This is a genomic window from Rhodovulum iodosum (assembly GCF_041020385.1).
Lineage (GTDB): Bacteria > Pseudomonadota > Alphaproteobacteria > Rhodobacterales > Rhodobacteraceae > Rhodovulum > Rhodovulum iodosum.
Genome location: NZ_JBEHHI010000001.1, coordinates 916,929 through 933,197 on the forward strand (window position 1 = coordinate 916,929; position 16,269 = coordinate 933,197).

Consider the following 16,269-nt stretch of genomic DNA (forward strand, 5'->3'; position numbering starts at 1 on the left):
TCAGGCGGTTTCTTTCAGCGCCTCGATCCGCGGCTTCAGCGCGCACCAGACCGGCGGCGTTTCGGCACCTCTGGCCTGAACGGCCAACCACGAGATGCAATGATCGGTCCGGTCGCAGCAGCAGCATTCGGCGACGAAATGGGCCAGGTCCGACCGGTCGAGCCGGCCTGCCTTCAATTCCGCCGGCAGCTTGAGCCCGACGGTCCGCGCCATGCCCTGAGCCAGCCAGAAATGGGTCGAGAGTTTGCCGCTGTCATCCATCGCTTAAGAGGCGGGCGTCAGGCGCACCCGCATCGCCTCCAGAAGGTCCTTGTTGCGGCAATAGCCCGGGGTCTCTTCGCTGCCGGCGGCATTGTCCGTCAGCCAGCCCTTGCAATGGGCGGGGTCGGTGCAGCCCAGGCAGCGCTTGACCGTGGCCTGCATGTCTTCCGGGGTCCAGTTGCCCGCCATCATCGCCTCGGTCAGGTCGATACCCAAGGCCTCGGCCATCTTCTGGACCAGATCGGCATGTTCGTCGAATTTGCTCTGGCCGGACATGACGCCCTCCTGTTGCTGCGCGTTAAGGCCATGGATACCGGCAAGCCGCGCGGGGCCGCCTTGATTCGTGTCAAATCGGCGTAATCGCGCGGTCCCGGGGTTTTCCCGCCGGCGCGCCCCGCTATGTGCTGCGGCATGAGCACGCAAGACATCGACGTCATCTATAACGAGACCTGCCCGATCTGTGCGCGCGAGGTGTCGGGCTATCGCCGCTACAGCGACAGCAGGGGGCTGCCCATTCGCTATCACGGGCTGGGCAGCGCCGAACGGGCGCGGCTGGGGCTGAGCGAAGCGCAGGCGGCGCGTCGCTTTCACGTGGTCCGCGACGGGCGGCTGATCGCGGGCCTGCCCGCCTTCGTCGCGCTCTGGCGCGAGATGCCGCGGTTTCGCTGGCTCGCGCGGCTTGTCTCGCTGCCGGTGGTGTTTCCGCTGGCCCGGCTGGGCTATGACCGGATCGCCGCACCGCTGCTCTACGCGATGCACCGCCGGCGGACCGAACGCGGTTGAGGGCGGGCGCGGCCCGCGCTAGCGTGGCGTCATGTTCACCATAGAGCACGATTTCGACGCCACCGTGATCACCCTCATCGACGAGGGTGGCCAGCATTTGCAGGAAGACGTCACCATCAACGCCTTCGAGGATTGCGTGACCGTCGAACAGCTCGACCCGCGCACCGACCGGGTGCAGACGATCACCCTGTCGCTGTCGCAGATCACCGAACTCGCCGCGGCGCTCGACCTGCCCGAAGGCGTCTACAGGGCGGCGCGGAAAAAGCGCTAGGCCGGAGCGCGCCTGCGGCGCGCGGCGAACTCGGGCGCCACGTCTCCAACCTGTCGCCGCCGGCTGCTTCTTCTTGGTCCAAATACCCCCGGGGGTCCGGGGGCGGCGCCCCCGGCGGGTGCCGTGCCGGGTACGGCACGACCAGGGGGCGCAACCGCCCGGAACCGGCCCTGGCGCGCGTGGGCCCTACCCCAGCACGCGAAACAGCTTGTCCCGCGCGGATTGCCCGCGCACCAGCACCAGCCGCGATTTCGGCACGCCCAGCGCCTTCGACAACAGCTTGACCACCGCCGCGTTCGCCTTGCCGGCCTCGGGCACGGTGGTGACGTAGACGCGCAGCCGGCCGTCCTGCGGCGTGATCGCGTTGCGCGATGCCTTGGGCGTTACCCGCACGGCGATCTCGGTGCCGGGCGCGGCAAGATGGGTCAGGTCGGTCGCAGACATGACACGAGACTTGACCCGCCATGCGGGCGGGCGTCAAGCCGGGGTTGAACCGGGCCGCGCAATGGCCGACATCAGTGGCAGACCAGAGGAGAGCGCCGATGCCCGCCCCGCGACCCGACGTGATGGAATTTCTGCTGACCCGCAGGTCGCGGCCCGCCAAGACGCTGCGCGCCCCGGTGCCGGACCGCGACGCCTTGCGGCCGATCCTGACCGCGGCGGCGCGCACACCCGATCACGGCAAGCTGGTGCCCTGGCGCTTTATCGTGCTGGAGCGTGCGGCGCTGGCGCGGCTGGGCGAGCTGGCCGCCGACCGGGGCCGCGCGCTGGAGCTTGAACCGGCGACGGTGGACAAGGCGCAGGCCGCCTTTGCCCAAAGCGGGCTGGCCGTGGCGGTGATCGCCGCCCCCAAACCCAGCGACAAGATCCCCCAGATCGAACAGCTCTATTCCGCGGGCGCGGTGTGCCTGGCGCTTTTGAATGCCGCGCTGGCGGCGGGCTGGGGGGCGAACTGGCTGTCGGGCTGGCCTGCGCATGACCGCGCCTTCCTCGAACAGGGCCTCGGGCTGGGCGCACACGAACAGGTGGCGGGTTTCATCCATATCGGGACCGAGACCGCCGAACCGCCCGACCGGCCGCGCCCCGACCTCGACGCCATAACGAATTGGGTGCGGCAATGATCTTCGGCGCGTTTCTCAAGACCCTCGGCCAGGTCGGCGACCGGCGTTTCCTGCGGGTGCTGCTGTTGGGACTGGGGCTGACCGTGGCGCTGCTCTTCGGCATCTACGCGCTGATCTTCGGCGTGATCGGCTGGGTCGTGCCCGACAGTTTTTCCCTGCCCTGGCTGGGCGAGGTGCATTGGGTCGACGAATTGCTCTCGGGCGCCTCGCTGGTGCTGATGCTTGTCTTGTCGGTGTTTCTGATGGTGCCCGTCGCGGCGGCGTTCATGGGCATCTTTCTCGACGACGTGGCCGAGGCGGTCGAGGCCCGGCATTACCCCGACCTGCCCCCGGCTGAAAGTCCCCCGTTTCTCGACCAGATTGGCGACAGCCTCAGCTTTCTCGGCGTTCTGGTGGCGGTGAACCTTGTCGCGCTGGTGCTCTATTTCCTCGTCGGGCCGCTTGCGCCCTTGCTGTTCTGGGCGGTCAACGGGTTCTTGCTGGGGCGGGAGTATTTCCAGATGGCCGCGATGCGGCGGATCGGGCGCAAGGCGGCCAGCGCCCTGCGCAAGCGTCACCGGGGCACGATCTTTGCCGCCGGCCTGTTGATGGCGGTGCCGTTGTCGCTGCCGCTCGTCAACCTGGTGATCCCGATCCTGGGCGCGGCGGTGTTCACCCACCTCTACCATCGGCTGGCGGGGGATCCATCCGGTTGAAGATGTCGATGTCGCGCACGGTGACCGCGCCCGACAGGATGACACCCGCCACCCCGGCCCAGATCAGCACGGCGATCAGCGTGACGATGCGGACCTTGCGCTTGAGGTTCGGTGCAGCGGGGGCGCTTTCGGGCGTGCCGGGCTCGACCTTGCCGGCCTCGCCCTGGGTCGTCAGCCTGATCGGCAGCACGATGAAAAGCACCATGAACCAGATCACCGCGAACAGGACAATCGCGGACGTGATCCCCATCAGACCTGTTCCAGCTCGATCAGGGTGCCGTTGAAATCCTTGGGGTGCAGGAACAGAACCGGCTTGCCATGGGCGCCGATCTTGGGCTCGCCGCTGCCCAGCACGCGGGCGCCCTGCGCCTTCAGCCGGTCGCGGGCGGCCAGGATATCGTCGACCTCATAGCAGATATGGTGGATGCCGCCCGCGGGGTTCTTTTCCAGAAACCCGTTGATCGGGCTCGCCTCGCCCAGCGGGTACAGCAGCTCGATCTTGGTGTTGGGCAGCTCGATGAACACCACGGTCACGCCGTGGTCGGGCTCGTCCTGGGGCGCGCCGACCTTGGCGCCCAGCGTATCGGCATATTGCGCCGCGGCGGCCTTCAGGTCGGGCACGGCGATGGCGACATGGTTCAAACGGCCGATCATGGGGTCTCCTCCTGGCGGGTTTGGGCGGTTATCGGATTTGCCGGACGGGGGCGCAAGGGCCGAGATGTTCGCGGCTTCCCGAAGCGGTCGCCCCGAACCATGTCAATCAGCTTGGCGGGACAGTCCCGCCGTTCTCCCGGTCGCAACCGGAGCCGCGCCGCACCTGCCCGTGGGCAGGCGCGGCAAAGGCCGAGCGGCGTGCCTTTTGGTGCCGAAACCATCGTCTGTCCAATGTCAGAGCGTGGGTGACAAGGCGCCCTTTCCTATCGCGCCTCGAAGAGAGCGCCCCGTCACGGTCAACCGGCGGCACCTCTGCGCTGCGCAAGACTGGCGCCGCACCCCTCAGCCCAACATCGGGTCAGACGCCGCCCGCACCGGAGCGGTGAGCGCGCCAAGCGCCACGCGCTGCCGCCCCTCCGCGTCGAAATTCGCCGGGTCCAGCCACGCCCGGTAGGCCGCCTTCAGCGCTGGCCATTCCCCATCCACGGCGGCGAACCAGGCGGTGTCGCGGTTGCGCCCCTTGACCACCGATTGCTGGCGGAACACCCCCTCGTAGCTGAGCCCCAGCCTTTGGGCCGCCCGGCGCGAGGCCAGGTTCAGCGCGTTGCATTTCCATTCCACCCGGCGATAGCCGGCCTCGAACGCCCAGCCCACCGCCAGCGTCAACGCCTCGGTGGCGGCGCGGCTGCGCTGAAGCCCGGCCGAGAAATTGACATGGCCGATTTCGATGCTGCCGGCCTCGGGCGCAATGCGCAGAAAGCTGAGTACGCCCTCGGCGCGGCCGGTCGCGGCCGGGCGAACCGCGTAAAACACCGGGTCTTCGCCCGCGGTGGCGCCGCGCATCCATGCGGCAAAGGCGGTCTCGTCGGCGTAGGGCCCGTAGGGCAGATAGGTCCAGATCGCCGCATCGGCGCTGTTGGCGCGGTGCAACTCGGCCGCGTGCGCCTCGGCCGATAGCGGTTCGAGCGTCACGTAGCGCCCCGTCAGCGCCTGCCGGGGCGGGCGCGGGGGCGGGCGCCATCCGGGCACGCGGGGCCCGAGGGGGGCGGGGTCGGTCATTGCAGAGGCTCCTGATACCGGGCGGTCTAGCCGAAAACCTCAGCAGCGCGAAAGGCGCAAATCGCCCGCAAGCCGCCCGCGAGGTGCCCCATTTCCGCCGATTTCCGTGGGCAGCCTCGGCACAGCCTACAGTGTCAGACCAGAACGAGCCCCGCCATGACGATGCCCGCCCGAGTCCGCTTTGCCTCCAGCCGCCTGCGCGCGGCCCTGAACTGGGGTGTATTGATGGCGGGCGTGTTGTCATTGGCCGTCGCACTGGCCGGCACCCTGTTCCCGAACGAAGACGGCCCGGGCGGGATGGTCGAGGCCGGCATCGCGGTCACCGTCGACGCGCTTTGACGCGGCGTCCGGCTGCGGACACATCCCCCTCTCTCGACCCCCTCAGAGACTTGGCAGCCAGGATGCCGGCGCCGGGAAACCGGTCAGCAGGGCCACCAGCACCAGCGCGCACAGGATGAACGGAATCGCCGACATGTAGATGTCGCGCATCGTCGTTCCGGGCGGCGACATACCCTTCATCACGAAGAGCAGCAGGCCGAAGGGCGGCGTGGCAAAGCTGATTTCCAGCGCCAGCAGCATGATCAGGCCGAACCATATCAGATCGAAACCCGGGCTTGCGGCCGAGGCGCAGGGCGCGATCAAGACCGCCGATACGCCCCAATCTCCGGCCGGGGCGCTGGGCCTGCCGCCCGACGCCGTCGCCCGCACGCTGGCCGCGATCCCGGCGGGCGGGCAGGACGGATTCGGCCGGTCCTTTCCCGCCACGCCGCCCGCCCCGCCATATTGCGGGGTCCGGGTGACGGGGGCGCTGTTTCACACCCAGCGCGGGCTGGCGGTGGACGACCGCGCCCGGTTGATGCACAAGAACGGCGTGGCGCTGCCCAATGCTTACGCGGTCGGCGGCGCAGCCCGCGGCGTTTCCGGCGCCGCCGATGCGGGCTATCTTTCGGGCAACGGGCTGCTCGGCGCGGTGGTCCCAGGCCGGATCGCGGGGAGCGTGCGGGACCGGACCCGCCAGCAAGAGACAAGGAGACAGGACATGGCAGACGGACAGGCCAAGGGATTGGGCCCCTCGCTTTCGGATTTCGACTGGGCGGACCCGTTCCACCTGTACGCGCAGCTCGGCGAAGACGAGCGCATGGTGGCCGGCAGCGCCGCCGCCTATGCCGCCGACAAGCTGGCCCCGCGCGTCACCGACGCCTACCTGAACGAAACCGTCGCGCCCGAGATCTTTGCCGAGATGGGTGAGATGGGCCTGCTGGGCATCACCATTCCGCAGGAATTCGGCGGGCTTGGTGCCGGCTACGTGACCTACGGCCTTGCCGCGCGCGAGGTCGAGCGGGTCGATTCAGGCTATCGCTCGATGCTGAGCGTGCAGTCCTCGCTGGTGATGTACCCGATCAATGCCTACGGCACCGAAGAGCAAAAGCACAAATACCTGCCCAAGCTCGCCACGGGCGAGTGGATCGGCTGTTTCGGCCTGACCGAGCCCGATGCGGGTTCCGACCCCGCCGGGATGAAGACCGTCGCCAAAAAGACCGAGGGCGGCTATGTGCTGAACGGCGCCAAGATGTGGATTTCCAACAGCCCCATCGCAGATGTCTTCGTGGTGTGGGCGAAATCCGAGGCCCATGGCGGCAAGATCAAGGGATTCGTCCTGGAAAAGGGCATGAAGGGCCTTTCGGCCCCCAAGATCGGCGGCAAGCTGTCGTTGCGCGCCTCGGTCACCGGCGAGATCGTCATGAAGGATGTCGAGGTCGGCGAAGACGCGCTGTTGCCCGGTGTCGAGGGCCTGAAAGGGCCTTTCGGCTGTCTCAACCGGGCGCGGTTCGGCATCGCATGGGGCGTGATGGGCGCCGCCGAGGATTGCTGGCACCGCGCGCGCCAATACGGGCTTGAGCGCACCCAGTTCAAACGCCCGCTGGCCCAGACCCAGCTGTTCCAGAAAAAGCTGGCCGACATGCAGACCGAGATCGCGCTTGGCCTGCTGGCCGCGCTCAGGGTGGGCCGGATGATGGACGAGGGGCTGGCCGCGCCCGAGACGATCAGCCTGATCAAGCGCAACAATTGCGGCAAGGCGCTGGATATCGCCCGGCTGGCGCGCGACATGCATGGCGGCAACGGGATCATGGCCGACTACCACGTTATCCGGCATTCGCAGAACCTGGAGACGGTGAACACCTACGAAGGCACCCACGATGTCCACGCGCTGATCCTCGGACGGGCGCAGACAGGGCTTCAGGCCTTCGCATGAGCCGGCCGCTGGAGGGCCTCAAGGTCCTGGAGCTGGCGCGCATCCTGGCCGGTCCGTGGATCGGCCAGTGCCTCGCCGATCTGGGCGCCACCGTGATAAAGGTGGAAAGCCCGGCGGGCGATGACACGCGAACATGGGGCCCGCCCTTCATCAAGCGACCCGAAGGCGGGGAAGAGCACCCGAGCGCGGCCTATTTCTATTCCGCCAACCGGGGCAAACGGTCTGTCGCGGCCGATTTCCGCTCCGACGAGGACCTGGCGCTGGTGCGCGGGCTGGCCGGCGAGGCCGACGTCCTGATCGAGAATTTCAAGCTCGGGGGCCTGGCCAAGTTCGGGCTCGACCACGCCAGCCTCTCGGCGGCCAACCCCGGGCTGGTCTACTGCTCGATCACCGGCTTCGGGCAGGACGGGCCCTATGCGGCGCGGGCGGGCTACGACTACCTGATCCAGGGCATGTCGGGGCTGATGTCGGTGACAGGCAGCCCCGAGGGCGAACCGATGAAGGTGGGCGTGGCCGTCACCGACATCGTCTCGGGGCTTTATGGCGTGATCGGCATCCAGGCGGCGCTGGCCGAACGGGCGCGCACCGGGCGCGGACAGCATATCGACGTGTCGCTGCTGGACAGCGCCACGGCGCTGATGGCGAACCAGGCGATGAACTACCTTGCCACCGGCGTGGCGCCGGGGCGCATGGGCAACCAGCACCCCAATATCGTACCCTACCAGGTCTTCCCGGTGTCCGACGGGCAGGTGATCATCGCGGCGGGCAATGACGGGCAGTTCCGCAGGCTCTGCCAGGTGATCGGCCAGCCCGAGCTGGCCGACGATCCGCGCTACCGCACGAACCGGGACCGGGTCGACAACCGCGCGACGCTGATCGGCGCGCTGTCATCGGCGCTGGCCGGCTGGACGCGCGCCGTGCTGCTGGACCGGCTGGAACAGGCCGTGGTCCCCTCGGCGCCGATCAACGACATGGCCGATGTCTTCGCCGACCCACAGGTCGTGGCGCGGCGCCTGAAGATCGACCCGCAGGGGATCCCAGGCGTGCGCACGCCGCTGCGCTTTTCCGAAAGCCGGCTGTCGCTCGATCGCTCCGCGCCCCCGCTCGACGCGGACGGGGCCACGATCCGCGCCCGAGGGTGGGCCGGAACGGCAGAGGAGGACTGAGGGCGCCGGTGGCCGACTGATCGCCGCGTGCGACAAGGCGGGCGGGGTCGTCGGCAATGTCTGGGATTCGGACGGAGCGGGCACCGGCATTGCAGCGGCGCATGGGGGGCGCTGCCCCCCGTCCTTCGGACTCCCCCCGGGATATTTGCGGCCAGAAGAAACCGCTGTCTGCTTCTTCTTGGTCCAAATACCCATGCGGTCGCCATTGTCGCGCTATTGGTCCGACTGGCAATGGCGACCGGGCAAGGCCCCCGGCCGGTCGCGTTGCGAAGCGGGGCAAAACCGATGGCCGCAAAGGGCTCTGACCGGCGATTGCGCGACACCCCGGCACGACCGTGCCTGCCCTATTCCTGATCGATCACGCGCAGGCTCAGGTCGCGCAACTGCTCGTTCGTAGGCTCGGACGGGGCGCCCATCATCAGATCTTCGGCGCGCTGGTTCATCGGGAACAGGATAACCTCGCGGATGTTCGACTCGTCGGCCAAGAGCATCACGATCCGGTCGATACCCGCCGCGCAGCCGCCGTGGGGGGGAGCGCCGTACTGGAACGCGCTGACCATGCCGCCGAAGCGCGCGCGCACGTCGTCTTCGCTGTAACCCGCCAGCGAGAACGCCTTGAACATGATCTCGGGGCGGTGGTTGCGGATCGCGCCCGAGAGGATCTCGTAGCCGTTGCAGGAACAGTCGTACTGGTAGCCCAGCACCTCGAGCGGGTCGCCGTCCAGCGCCTCGATCCCGCCCTGGGGCATCGAGAACGGGTTGTGGGAAAAGTCGATCGCGCCGGTCTCGTCGTCCTTTTCGTAGAGCGGAAAATCGACGACCCAGCAAAACGCAAAGCGGTTCTGCTCGGTGAGGTTCAGCTCTTCGCCGATCACGTTGCGCGCGCGGCCCGCCACGGCCTCGAAGGCCGAGGGCTTGCCGCCGAGGAAGAACGCCGCGTCGCCCTTGCCGAGGCCCAGTTGGCTGCGGATCGCCTCGGTGCGCTCGGGGCCGATATTCTTGGCCAGCGGCCCCGCGGCCTCCATGCCGTTCTCGCCGTCGCGCCAGAAGATATAGCCCATCCCCGGCAGGCCCTCTTTCTGGGCATAGCTGTTCATGCGGTCGCAGAACTTGCGCGACCCGCCGCCGGGCGCCGGAATGGCGCGGATCTCGGTGCGGTCCTGCTCCAAGAGCTTGGCGAAGATCGCGAAGCCCGAACCGCGGAAATGATCCGACACGTCCTGCATCTTGATCGGGTTGCGCAGGTCGGGCTTGTCGGTGCCGTACCATTTCATCGCGTCGGCAAAGCGGATCTGCGGCCAGTGCTTGTCGACCTTGTGGCCGCCGCCGAATTCCTCGAACACGCCCTCCAGCACCGGCTGGACGGTGTCGAACACGTCCGCTTGCGTGACGAAGCTCATCTCCATGTCGAGCTGGTAGAAATCGGTGGGCGAGCGGTCGGCGCGCGGGTCTTCGTCGCGGAAGCAGGGCGCGATCTGGAAATACTTGTCGAAGCCCGAGACCATCAAGAGCTGCTTGAACTGCTGCGGCGCCTGGGGAAGCGCGTAGAACTTGCCCGGGTGCAGGCGCGAGGGCACCAGGAAATCGCGCGCGCCCTCGGGCGAGCTGGCGGTGATGATCGGCGTCTGGAACTCGCGGAAGCCCTGGTCCCACATCCGACGGCGGATCGAGGCCACCACGTCAGAGCGCAGCATCATCTTTTGCTGCATCGCCTCGCGGCGCAGGTCGAGATAGCGATAGCGCAGGCGCGTCTCCTCGGGGTATTCCTGATCGCCGAACACCATCAGCGGCAGCTCTTGCGCGGCGCCCAGAACCTCGATGTCGCGGATATAGACCTCGATCTCGCCGGTGGGCAGCCTGGGGTTGATCAGGCTCTCGTCGCGGGCCTTCACCGCGCCGTCGATGCGGATGCACCATTCGCTGCGCACCTTTTCGACCTGCGAAAACACCGGGCTGTCGGGGTCGGCCAGCACCTGGGTCATGCCGTAATGGTCGCGCAAATCGATGAACAGCACGCCCCCGTGGTCGCGCACGCGATGCACCCAGCCCGACAGGCGCACGGTCTCGCCCACGTTCGATTTGTTCAGATCGGCGCAGGTATGGCTGCGAAACGGGTGCATCGGGCATTCCTTACGGGTTGGGTCGGATCGGCGCCGATACACCCCCGATGGACACCGAAGTCAAGGGACGCGCGAGCAGGGATTTGGCGCAGCCGCCGATTCGGGTTATTTTAGAAACAGGGTATCGCCACGGAACCAACAATTCGGGTGGGTTTTGCGATGTGGCAAACGCTTTTTGATAGAATGCTTTCGCGCTTTATCCGCGAGGGCGAACTGGAAACCGAGTATCCCGACGGGACGCGGCGGCGCTACGGCCCGGGGGGTGGTTTGTCGCTTCGGATCAGGCTGCACGACGAGGCCCTCGTCCGCGCGCTTTGCCGTGATCCCGAGATGGCCCTTGGCGAGGGTTACATGGACGGGCGGCTGACCATCGAGGGCGACCGGCTGCACGATCTGATGACATTCCTGCTGCGCAACCGGCAGCTTGGCGGGCTGCCCCGCTGGGCGCGCACGGCCGATGCCGCGCGCTATGCCGTCAGGGCCTTCGTGCAGCGCAACACGCCGCGATCGGCGCGCGCCAACGTCGCCCATCATTACGACCTGTCGAACGATCTCTACCGGCTCTTCCTGGACGACGACATGCAGTATAGCTGCGCCTATTTCGCCCGGCCGGACATGTCGCTGGACGAGGCCCAGGCCGCCAAGAAGGCGCATATCGCGGCCAAGCTGCTGATCGAGCCGGACATGCGCGTGCTCGATATCGGCTGCGGCTGGGGCGGCATGGCGATCACGCTGGCGCGCGATTACGGCGCGCGGGTCACCGGGGTGACGCTGTCGGAAAACCAGCTGGCGCTGGGGCGCGAGCGCGTGGCGGCGGCGGGGCTGTCCGACCGGATCGATCTGCGCCTGATGGATTACCGCAAACTCGACGGGCCTTTCGACCGGATCGTAAGCGTGGGCATGTTCGAACATGTGGGCCTGCCCCAGTACGCCACCTATTTCACCAAGGTGCGCGATCTGCTGACGCCCGACGGGGTGGCGCTGATCCACACGATCGGGCGGTCGACGCCGCCGCACACCACCGCGGGATGGATTCAGAAATACATCTTTCCCGGTGGCTATGTGCCCTCGCTGTCCGAGGCGACGCGCGCGGTCGAGCGCGCCGATCTTTGGCTGACCGATCTCGAGGTTTGGCGCCTGCATTACGCGCGCACGATGGCGGCGTGGCGCGACCGGTTCGAGGCCCGGTTGGACCAGGTGCGCGCGGCGTATGACGAGCGGTTCATACGGATGTGGCGGTATTACCTGATAGCCTGCCAGGCTACCTTCGAGGTCGACCGGCAGGGGGTGTTCCAGATGCAGTTGGCGAAACGCGCCGACGCGGTGCCGCTGACGCGCGACTACATCGGCCCCGCCGAGGCGCGCACGTCGATCGCAGCGCAGTAGCTCAGCGTCGGGAAATCTCGAACCGGCAGATGCGCCCGCCCGCAGCCGCGCATGTCGTTTCGCGCGTGGTCAGGCGCTTGTCGACGAGGGTCTGGAACAGGGTGTCGAACACCGCCTCGTGCCAGACGCACAGCGGCGCGTTGGCCACCTCGCCGCGGATCAGAGGATTGTTGGTCAGCTCGAACACCAGCGGCCGGGTCGAGACCACCTGAAACGCGCCGGAGCCGGCGAAGGTCCAGCTATGCTTGGCGATGGCCTTGGCCAGCATCGGCGCCGACAGCGCGGCCGGCAAAATCTTCAGGATGATTTGGGCAAAGGCCGGAATGCGGTGGGCGAGGATATATTCCCCGGTGCGGGCGCCCGCCTCGCGGAGTAGGGCGGGCGCCTGCTCGGGAAGGCTGCGGCGCAGCGCGGCATGCATGGCGGCGGCCGGACCCTCGTCCATCAGCCCGGTATCCGACGGGGGTTCGTTCAGCCCCGCCTCTTGCAGCATGTCGTCGCGCAGCGCCGCGCCACCCGCCTGCTCCAGCACAGGGAGAAGCTGGAGCACGGCATTGGGGCCGATCCGGCCGGCGCGCCCGGTCGGATCGTCGAACATCAGGCGTCTTCCATTTGCTGGTCGCCGCCGCCGCAGACCTTGGCCTCGGCCGCCTGCTTGGCGGCGTTGGTCTTGGCATCGTCCACGGGCATCTTGAAGCTGGCATCCTTGGACTTGCGCTTGGCCGCGGCCTGCGCGGCCTTGTCGGCGTTCGACACCCAGTCATCAATCTGCGCCTGAGCGGGCTGGCGGGTCATGTCGAAGTCGAACTTGACCTTGTCCTTGGATTGCGGACCCCAGTAGTTGTTCTTGCCCAGATCGTAGAACGAGCGCTGCACGCCGGCCTTGAGGAACGCCTTGAGGCAACCCAGCAGATACCGGCGGCGGAACCCGGTGCCGCGCCATGGATAGTGGAACAGCGCCTTGCGGCTGTAGAACCGGCGATAGTTGTTCATCACCCGGTCCAGAAGCTCGGCACGGTCCATCGCCTCGGGCTTCATGATCGGGTTTACGAAGTTGTAGCGCGAGTAGTCGAAGACCTCGACCTTGTTGTGCAACTCCTGGAAGAGCGGCGTGAACGGCCAGGGCGTATACATCGCCCAGTTGGCCAGGTCCGGCTGCCAGTCCCAGCAGAGCTGGAAGGTCTCTTCCAGCGTCTCGGGGGTTTCGTTGTCGAGCCCCACGATGAACTGCGCCTCGGTCAGGATGTCGGCCTCGCGCAAGAGCTGGATCGCGCGCTTGTTGTCCTCGACGCGGGTTTCCTTGTTGAACTGGTCGAGTTTCAGCTGCGCCGCCGCCTCGGTGCCGAGCGAGATGTGCACGAGCCCCGCCTTGCGGTAGAACGAGAGGTATTCCTCGTCGCGCAGGATGTCGGTGACGCGGGTGTTGATGCCCCATTTCACCTTGTCGGGCAGGCCGCGGTCGATCAACTCCTGGCAGAAGGCGATGAATTTCTTGCGGTTGATGGTCGGTTCTTCGTCAGCAAGGATGAAGAAGCCGACGCCGTGGTTGTTCACCAGGTCCTCGATCTCGTCGACCACCAGCTTGGGGTCGCGGATGCGGTAGTCGCGCCAGAACTTCCACTGCGAGCAGAACGAGCAGGTGAACGGGCAGCCGCGCGCCATGTTGGGGATGGCCACCTTGCAGTTCAGCGGGATGTAGATGTATTTTTCCCAGTCGAGGATATTCCAGTCGGGCTTGAGCGCGTCGATGTTCTTGATCGTGGGCGCGGCCGGCGTGGCAACGATCTCGTCGCCGTCGAGGAAGGCCAGGCCCTTGATGTCGCGGCGGCATTCCGGCCAGCGCTTGTCGCGGATCGCGTTCATCAGCTCGACGACGATCTCTTCGCCTTCGCCGCGGCAGATCACGTCGACCCAGGGTGCCTCGGACAGCACCTGCTTGAACATGAAAGTGGCGTGGATGCCGCCGAGGACCCGCACCGCGCTGGGCACCTCTTCCTTCGAGATTTCCAGAATGCGCTCGGCGGCGTAGATCGACGGCGTGATCGAGGTCGTCGCCACGACATCGGGCTGCAGGTCCTTCAGCTTGGCGCGGATGTCGTCGTCCGACAGGTTGTGCGTCATCGCGTCCAGGAAGGTGATATCGTCGTATCCCGCAATCCGCAGCGACCCGGTGAGATAGGCCACCCAGGCCGGCGGCCAGTTGCCCGCGATCTCGGCGCCGCCGGACTTGTAGTTGGGATGGATAAAGACAATACGCATGGATCGACTCCCCGTGGTTCGGAGCGGAACATGACACATCCACTGTCAATCAGAATTGACACAAGTCAAAAAACTGTCAGCTTGGCTGTGACAGTTCGGCCTGCGTCAGAACGGGCGGGTGACATTGCCCGAATAGAAGAAAACGCCAAGCCCCACGGCAAAGAGGACCCAGCCCGCAATGCTGTGCATCGCCACCGCCATCGGGAAATTCCGCCGCGCCTCGTAGGCCCAGCCGAAGGCGAGCCCGCCGCAAAAGGTCATCGCCGCGACGATCCAGCTCCAGTACATCAGGTGCGCCAGCGAAAAGAGCCCGGCGTTGAGCGCTATCGCCGGCCATAGGCCGGGCAAGAGCGCGCCGTAGCGGCGGAAAAAGAGCGGCCGAAAGACGATCTCTTGCGGCAAGGCCGAAAGCGGCGGGTAGAGCAGGACGATCATGGCGAACAGGACCGGGCGCTCCCGGACCAGCGAAAACGCGCTGGACGGCGCGGTGGCGAAGACCACCGCCAGCGCCACGGCCAGCGTGACCGCGGCAAAGATCAGCACCGCGCGCCAGTCGATCCGCCGCACCCCCTGCCCCAGCTCGCGCCAGTGAAACCCTTCGGTGACGTGCAACAGGCCCAGCCCCAAGGCGGTCAGCGTGAAAAGCGCCGGAAACAGCGCCGCAGGCGGCAGCGCCAGCGCCATGGCCAGCGGCGCAGCCACGAAAAGCAGCGCGAACTCGGCCCACAGGCGCTGTCGCGCCCTTTCGCCGGGCGCGGTGGCAGGCATGGGGTCGGTCTTGGACATGCAGCTTGAGATAGGCCCGCGGCCCGCGCGGTTCCACAGCCGCGCCGCATAATGGGCACAAATCGCCAATATTGTCGCCGAAACGCAAACCACGTTGTCGAGAGGGCCGATGACACGGACAGGCAAAGACCAGCGCGACCGGCTCGCCGCGGCATTCATTCTGGCCGCCTGGGCGGTGCTGGCGATCCAGGCGAGCTGGAATATCTGGGGGCTGGATCTTTCCGCCGTCTATTTCGCCGCGTGGTTCCAGGGCGCGGGCCTGCCCGGTCAGGTCTATGCCGCGCCGCCGGGTATCCTGGTGGGCGACATGCCGCCGCTCTGGGCGCAGGCGGTGGCCGATATGGGCCATCCCGACGAACTGGCCGTGCCTTACGTCTATCCGCCGCTCTGGGCCGTCTTGCTGGCGCCGCTGGCCCACGCGGTCGGGCCGCAAAGCTTTTTCAACGGCGCGCAGGTGCTGAACATCGCGGCGATGGCGGCCAGCGTCGCGCTTGCCGCCCGGATCATGCGGCCGGTCTGGCTGCCGCGCTGGGGCTGGGCGCTGATCTCGGTCGCGATGCTGCAGACCTCGTTCATCTCGGGCTACGCGATCTCGCTCAACCAGCCGCAGATCCTGGTCAGCTTTCTCGTGCTGCTGTCGATGGAGCGGTTGCTGGCCGGCCGGGCCGGGCTGGCCGGGGCCGTCCTGGGGCTGGCCGCGGCGCTGAAGCTCGCCCCGGCGGTCTTTGCGCTGGTCTTCCTGATTTCCGGCAGCCGCCGGGCGCTGGCCGGGTTCGCGGTCAGCCTCGCCGGCCTTGCCGCGCTCAGCCTTGCGCTGGTGCCCGACGGGCTGCATGCCGAATTCGCCGAACGGCTGTCGCAGATCAGCGGCGCGGTGGCGCCGGCGGTCACGAATTTCTCGCTGGAGGTTTTCCTGATCAAGACGTCGCAGTTGATCGGCGGCGGCCTGCCGGAGCTGGCGGTCGGCAAGCAGGATCTCATCGCAGAGCCGCTGTGGGTCGGCCTCGCCGTCAAGGCGGTGTTGGCCGCCGGGCTGGCCTATCTCCTGTTCGTCGGGCGCGCCCTGCCGCCGGGCCCCGACCGGGTGCGCCTGCCGGTGCTTGCGCTTTGCCTGCTGGCGCCGCTTTGCGCGCCGCTTGCCTGGGCGCATTACTACCTGACCGCGCTCTTTCTGATGCCCGGCCTGGTCGGGGTGTTTCCGGCGTGGCGTGGCGCGGCTCTGCTGTTTCTGTTCGCGGTGGCCACCGCTTTTGCCGCCTTTCGCACGCTCATTGCGCTGCCGCAGGGCGCGCATCTGCCGGTGCTTCTGACGGTGCCGCTGCTGGCCGGGCTCTTGGGGCTGATCGCGCTTCGCATGGCACGGGCGGCGGCCCGACCGGCCCCGCCGGAGGGGCGTGCCGCGCCCGCCTGGGCCGCTCCGCCGGGCTGAGTGCGAAAAAGCGCGTCCCACCCTT

The 16,269-nt window shown here is 67.5% G+C and carries 19 protein-coding genes and 2 pseudogenes; 10 read left to right on the forward strand and 11 right to left on the reverse strand.

Annotation, left to right across the window (positions count from 1 at the left end; all coding sequences use genetic code 11):
• A complete protein-coding gene (locus Ga0609869_RS04495; protein ID WP_125406298.1) occupies nucleotides 1-261 on the reverse strand; it encodes a DUF6455 family protein in 261 nt (86 codons plus the stop codon).
• A gap of 3 nt (nucleotides 262-264) precedes the next feature.
• Nucleotides 265-537, reverse strand: a complete 273-nt coding sequence (locus Ga0609869_RS04500; RefSeq protein WP_125406295.1) for a DUF6455 family protein — start codon at nucleotides 535-537, stop codon at nucleotides 265-267.
• A 135-nt stretch (nucleotides 538-672) separates the two neighbouring features.
• Between Ga0609869_RS04500 and Ga0609869_RS04505 the strand changes: the two genes are divergently transcribed.
• Together Ga0609869_RS04505 and Ga0609869_RS04510 are read left to right on the forward strand one after the other, a co-directional pair.
• Nucleotides 673-1,044: a thiol-disulfide oxidoreductase DCC family protein gene (locus Ga0609869_RS04505; protein WP_125406292.1), complete on the forward strand. Its 372-nt coding sequence runs from the start codon at nucleotides 673-675 to the stop codon at nucleotides 1,042-1,044.
• A gap of 31 nt (nucleotides 1,045-1,075) precedes the next feature.
• The gene (locus tag Ga0609869_RS04510; protein WP_125406289.1) at nucleotides 1,076-1,315 is read left to right on the forward strand and encodes a DUF8831 family protein; all 240 of its coding nucleotides are present in this window, start codon (nucleotides 1,076-1,078) and stop codon (nucleotides 1,313-1,315) included.
• Nucleotides 1,316-1,501: 186 nt separating this feature from the next.
• On the opposite strand, the gene Ga0609869_RS04515 is transcribed toward Ga0609869_RS04510, so the two are convergent.
• Nucleotides 1,502-1,759, reverse strand: a complete 258-nt coding sequence (locus Ga0609869_RS04515) for a DUF167 domain-containing protein (protein ID WP_125406286.1) — start codon at nucleotides 1,757-1,759, stop codon at nucleotides 1,502-1,504.
• Between the two features lie 98 nt (nucleotides 1,760-1,857).
• On the opposite strand from Ga0609869_RS04515, the gene Ga0609869_RS04520 reads away from it, so the two are divergent.
• The gene (locus Ga0609869_RS04520; protein ID WP_125406284.1) at nucleotides 1,858-2,436 is read left to right on the forward strand and encodes a nitroreductase family protein; all 579 of its coding nucleotides are present in this window, start codon (nucleotides 1,858-1,860) and stop codon (nucleotides 2,434-2,436) included.
• A complete protein-coding gene (locus tag Ga0609869_RS04525; protein WP_125406281.1) occupies nucleotides 2,433-3,131 on the forward strand; it encodes an EI24 domain-containing protein in 699 nt (232 codons plus the stop codon). The genes Ga0609869_RS04520 and Ga0609869_RS04525 overlap by 4 nt, the downstream gene beginning before the upstream one ends.
• Here Ga0609869_RS04525 and Ga0609869_RS04530 read toward each other — a convergent pair.
• The 3 genes from Ga0609869_RS04530 to Ga0609869_RS04540 form a co-directional block, all read right to left on the reverse strand.
• The gene (locus Ga0609869_RS04530; protein ID WP_125406278.1) at nucleotides 3,088-3,381 is read right to left on the reverse strand and encodes a DUF1467 family protein; all 294 of its coding nucleotides are present in this window, start codon (nucleotides 3,379-3,381) and stop codon (nucleotides 3,088-3,090) included. The two genes, Ga0609869_RS04525 and Ga0609869_RS04530, sit on opposite strands and share 44 nt — an antisense overlap.
• Entirely contained in the window at nucleotides 3,381-3,785 is a 405-nt protein-coding gene (gene mce / locus Ga0609869_RS04535; protein WP_125406275.1) for a methylmalonyl-CoA epimerase, read from the reverse strand. Before mce ends, Ga0609869_RS04530 begins: the two co-directional genes overlap by 1 nt.
• A 342-nt stretch (nucleotides 3,786-4,127) precedes the next feature.
• Complete coding sequence (locus tag Ga0609869_RS04540) at nucleotides 4,128-4,844, reverse strand: GNAT family N-acetyltransferase (RefSeq protein ID WP_125406273.1); 717 nt, start codon at nucleotides 4,842-4,844, stop codon at nucleotides 4,128-4,130.
• Nucleotides 4,845-5,000: 156 nt separating this feature from the next.
• Here Ga0609869_RS04540 and Ga0609869_RS04545 point away from each other — a divergent pair, with 156 nt between their 5' ends.
• The gene (locus tag Ga0609869_RS04545) at nucleotides 5,001-5,183 is read left to right on the forward strand and encodes a hypothetical protein (protein WP_125406270.1); all 183 of its coding nucleotides are present in this window, start codon (nucleotides 5,001-5,003) and stop codon (nucleotides 5,181-5,183) included.
• Nucleotides 5,184-5,225: 42 nt separating this feature from the next.
• Here Ga0609869_RS04545 and Ga0609869_RS04550 read toward each other — a convergent pair.
• Nucleotides 5,226-5,465, reverse strand: a pseudogene (locus tag Ga0609869_RS04550) (TRAP transporter large permease subunit); the annotation flags it as partial.
• On the opposite strand from Ga0609869_RS04550, the pseudogene Ga0609869_RS04555 reads away from it, so the two are divergent.
• The 3 genes and pseudogenes from Ga0609869_RS04555 to Ga0609869_RS04565 all read left to right on the forward strand — a co-directional run.
• Nucleotides 5,422-5,766, forward strand: a pseudogene (locus Ga0609869_RS04555) (FAD-binding protein); the annotation flags it as partial. The pseudogenes Ga0609869_RS04550 and Ga0609869_RS04555 sit on opposite strands and share 44 nt — an antisense overlap.
• Nucleotides 5,767-5,883: 117 nt before the next feature.
• Nucleotides 5,884-7,098, forward strand: a complete 1,215-nt coding sequence (locus tag Ga0609869_RS04560; protein ID WP_170168827.1) for an acyl-CoA dehydrogenase — start codon at nucleotides 5,884-5,886, stop codon at nucleotides 7,096-7,098.
• Nucleotides 7,095-8,264, forward strand: coding sequence for a CaiB/BaiF CoA transferase family protein (locus Ga0609869_RS04565; RefSeq protein ID WP_125406261.1), 1,170 nt, complete (start codon nucleotides 7,095-7,097; stop codon nucleotides 8,262-8,264). Before Ga0609869_RS04560 ends, Ga0609869_RS04565 begins: the two co-directional genes overlap by 4 nt.
• 344 nt (nucleotides 8,265-8,608) lie before the next feature.
• Here Ga0609869_RS04565 and aspS read toward each other — a convergent pair whose 3' ends face one another.
• The gene (aspS, locus tag Ga0609869_RS04570) at nucleotides 8,609-10,384 is read right to left on the reverse strand and encodes an aspartate--tRNA ligase (RefSeq protein ID WP_125406258.1); all 1,776 of its coding nucleotides are present in this window, start codon (nucleotides 10,382-10,384) and stop codon (nucleotides 8,609-8,611) included.
• 183 nt (nucleotides 10,385-10,567) lie between these two features.
• Between aspS and Ga0609869_RS04575 the strand changes: the two genes are divergently transcribed.
• Entirely contained in the window at nucleotides 10,568-11,770 is a 1,203-nt protein-coding gene (locus Ga0609869_RS04575; RefSeq protein ID WP_342772238.1) for a class I SAM-dependent methyltransferase, read from the forward strand.
• Nucleotide 11,771: 1 nt separating this feature from the next.
• Here the strand turns inward: Ga0609869_RS04575 and bchJ are convergent, their stop codons facing one another.
• The 3 genes from bchJ to Ga0609869_RS04590 form a co-directional block, all read right to left on the reverse strand.
• Nucleotides 11,772-12,368, reverse strand: a complete 597-nt coding sequence (bchJ, locus tag Ga0609869_RS04580) for a bacteriochlorophyll 4-vinyl reductase (protein ID WP_125406254.1) — start codon at nucleotides 12,366-12,368, stop codon at nucleotides 11,772-11,774.
• The gene (bchE, locus tag Ga0609869_RS04585; RefSeq protein ID WP_125406253.1) at nucleotides 12,368-14,029 is read right to left on the reverse strand and encodes a magnesium-protoporphyrin IX monomethyl ester anaerobic oxidative cyclase; all 1,662 of its coding nucleotides are present in this window, start codon (nucleotides 14,027-14,029) and stop codon (nucleotides 12,368-12,370) included. Before bchE ends, bchJ begins: the two co-directional genes overlap by 1 nt.
• A 105-nt stretch (nucleotides 14,030-14,134) precedes the next feature.
• The gene (locus tag Ga0609869_RS04590) at nucleotides 14,135-14,815 is read right to left on the reverse strand and encodes a CPBP family intramembrane glutamic endopeptidase (protein ID WP_125406252.1); all 681 of its coding nucleotides are present in this window, start codon (nucleotides 14,813-14,815) and stop codon (nucleotides 14,135-14,137) included.
• Between the two features lie 109 nt (nucleotides 14,816-14,924).
• Here Ga0609869_RS04590 and Ga0609869_RS04595 point away from each other — a divergent pair, with 109 nt between their 5' ends.
• Nucleotides 14,925-16,244, forward strand: a complete 1,320-nt coding sequence (locus Ga0609869_RS04595; RefSeq protein WP_125406251.1) for a glycosyltransferase 87 family protein — start codon at nucleotides 14,925-14,927, stop codon at nucleotides 16,242-16,244.
• Nucleotides 16,245-16,269: the final 25 nt, after the last annotated feature.

Coding starts and splice junctions, on each gene's coding strand:
- Ga0609869_RS04495 (WP_125406298.1), bottom strand. CDS start 261: ATGGATGACAGCGGCAAACTCTCGACCCATTTCTGGCTGGCTCAGGGC.
- Ga0609869_RS04500 (WP_125406295.1), bottom strand. CDS start 537: ATGTCCGGCCAGAGCAAATTCGACGAACATGCCGATCTGGTCCAGAAG.
- Ga0609869_RS04505 (WP_125406292.1), top strand. CDS start 673: ATGAGCACGCAAGACATCGACGTCATCTATAACGAGACCTGCCCGATC.
- Ga0609869_RS04510 (WP_125406289.1), top strand. CDS start 1,076: ATGTTCACCATAGAGCACGATTTCGACGCCACCGTGATCACCCTCATC.
- Ga0609869_RS04515 (WP_125406286.1), bottom strand. CDS start 1,759: ATGTCTGCGACCGACCTGACCCATCTTGCCGCGCCCGGCACCGAGATC.
- Ga0609869_RS04520 (WP_125406284.1), top strand. CDS start 1,858: ATGCCCGCCCCGCGACCCGACGTGATGGAATTTCTGCTGACCCGCAGG.
- Ga0609869_RS04525 (WP_125406281.1), top strand. CDS start 2,433: ATGATCTTCGGCGCGTTTCTCAAGACCCTCGGCCAGGTCGGCGACCGG.
- Ga0609869_RS04530 (WP_125406278.1), bottom strand. CDS start 3,381: ATGGGGATCACGTCCGCGATTGTCCTGTTCGCGGTGATCTGGTTCATG.
- mce (WP_125406275.1), bottom strand. CDS start 3,785: ATGATCGGCCGTTTGAACCATGTCGCCATCGCCGTGCCCGACCTGAAG.
- Ga0609869_RS04540 (WP_125406273.1), bottom strand. CDS start 4,844: ATGACCGACCCCGCCCCCCTCGGGCCCCGCGTGCCCGGATGGCGCCCG.
- Ga0609869_RS04545 (WP_125406270.1), top strand. CDS start 5,001: ATGACGATGCCCGCCCGAGTCCGCTTTGCCTCCAGCCGCCTGCGCGCG.
- Ga0609869_RS04560 (WP_170168827.1), top strand. CDS start 5,884: ATGGCAGACGGACAGGCCAAGGGATTGGGCCCCTCGCTTTCGGATTTC.
- Ga0609869_RS04565 (WP_125406261.1), top strand. CDS start 7,095: ATGAGCCGGCCGCTGGAGGGCCTCAAGGTCCTGGAGCTGGCGCGCATC.
- aspS (WP_125406258.1), bottom strand. CDS start 10,384: ATGCACCCGTTTCGCAGCCATACCTGCGCCGATCTGAACAAATCGAAC.
- Ga0609869_RS04575 (WP_342772238.1), top strand. CDS start 10,568: ATGCTTTCGCGCTTTATCCGCGAGGGCGAACTGGAAACCGAGTATCCC.
- bchJ (WP_125406254.1), bottom strand. CDS start 12,368: ATGTTCGACGATCCGACCGGGCGCGCCGGCCGGATCGGCCCCAATGCC.
- bchE (WP_125406253.1), bottom strand. CDS start 14,029: ATGCGTATTGTCTTTATCCATCCCAACTACAAGTCCGGCGGCGCCGAG.
- Ga0609869_RS04590 (WP_125406252.1), bottom strand. CDS start 14,815: ATGTCCAAGACCGACCCCATGCCTGCCACCGCGCCCGGCGAAAGGGCG.
- Ga0609869_RS04595 (WP_125406251.1), top strand. CDS start 14,925: ATGACACGGACAGGCAAAGACCAGCGCGACCGGCTCGCCGCGGCATTC.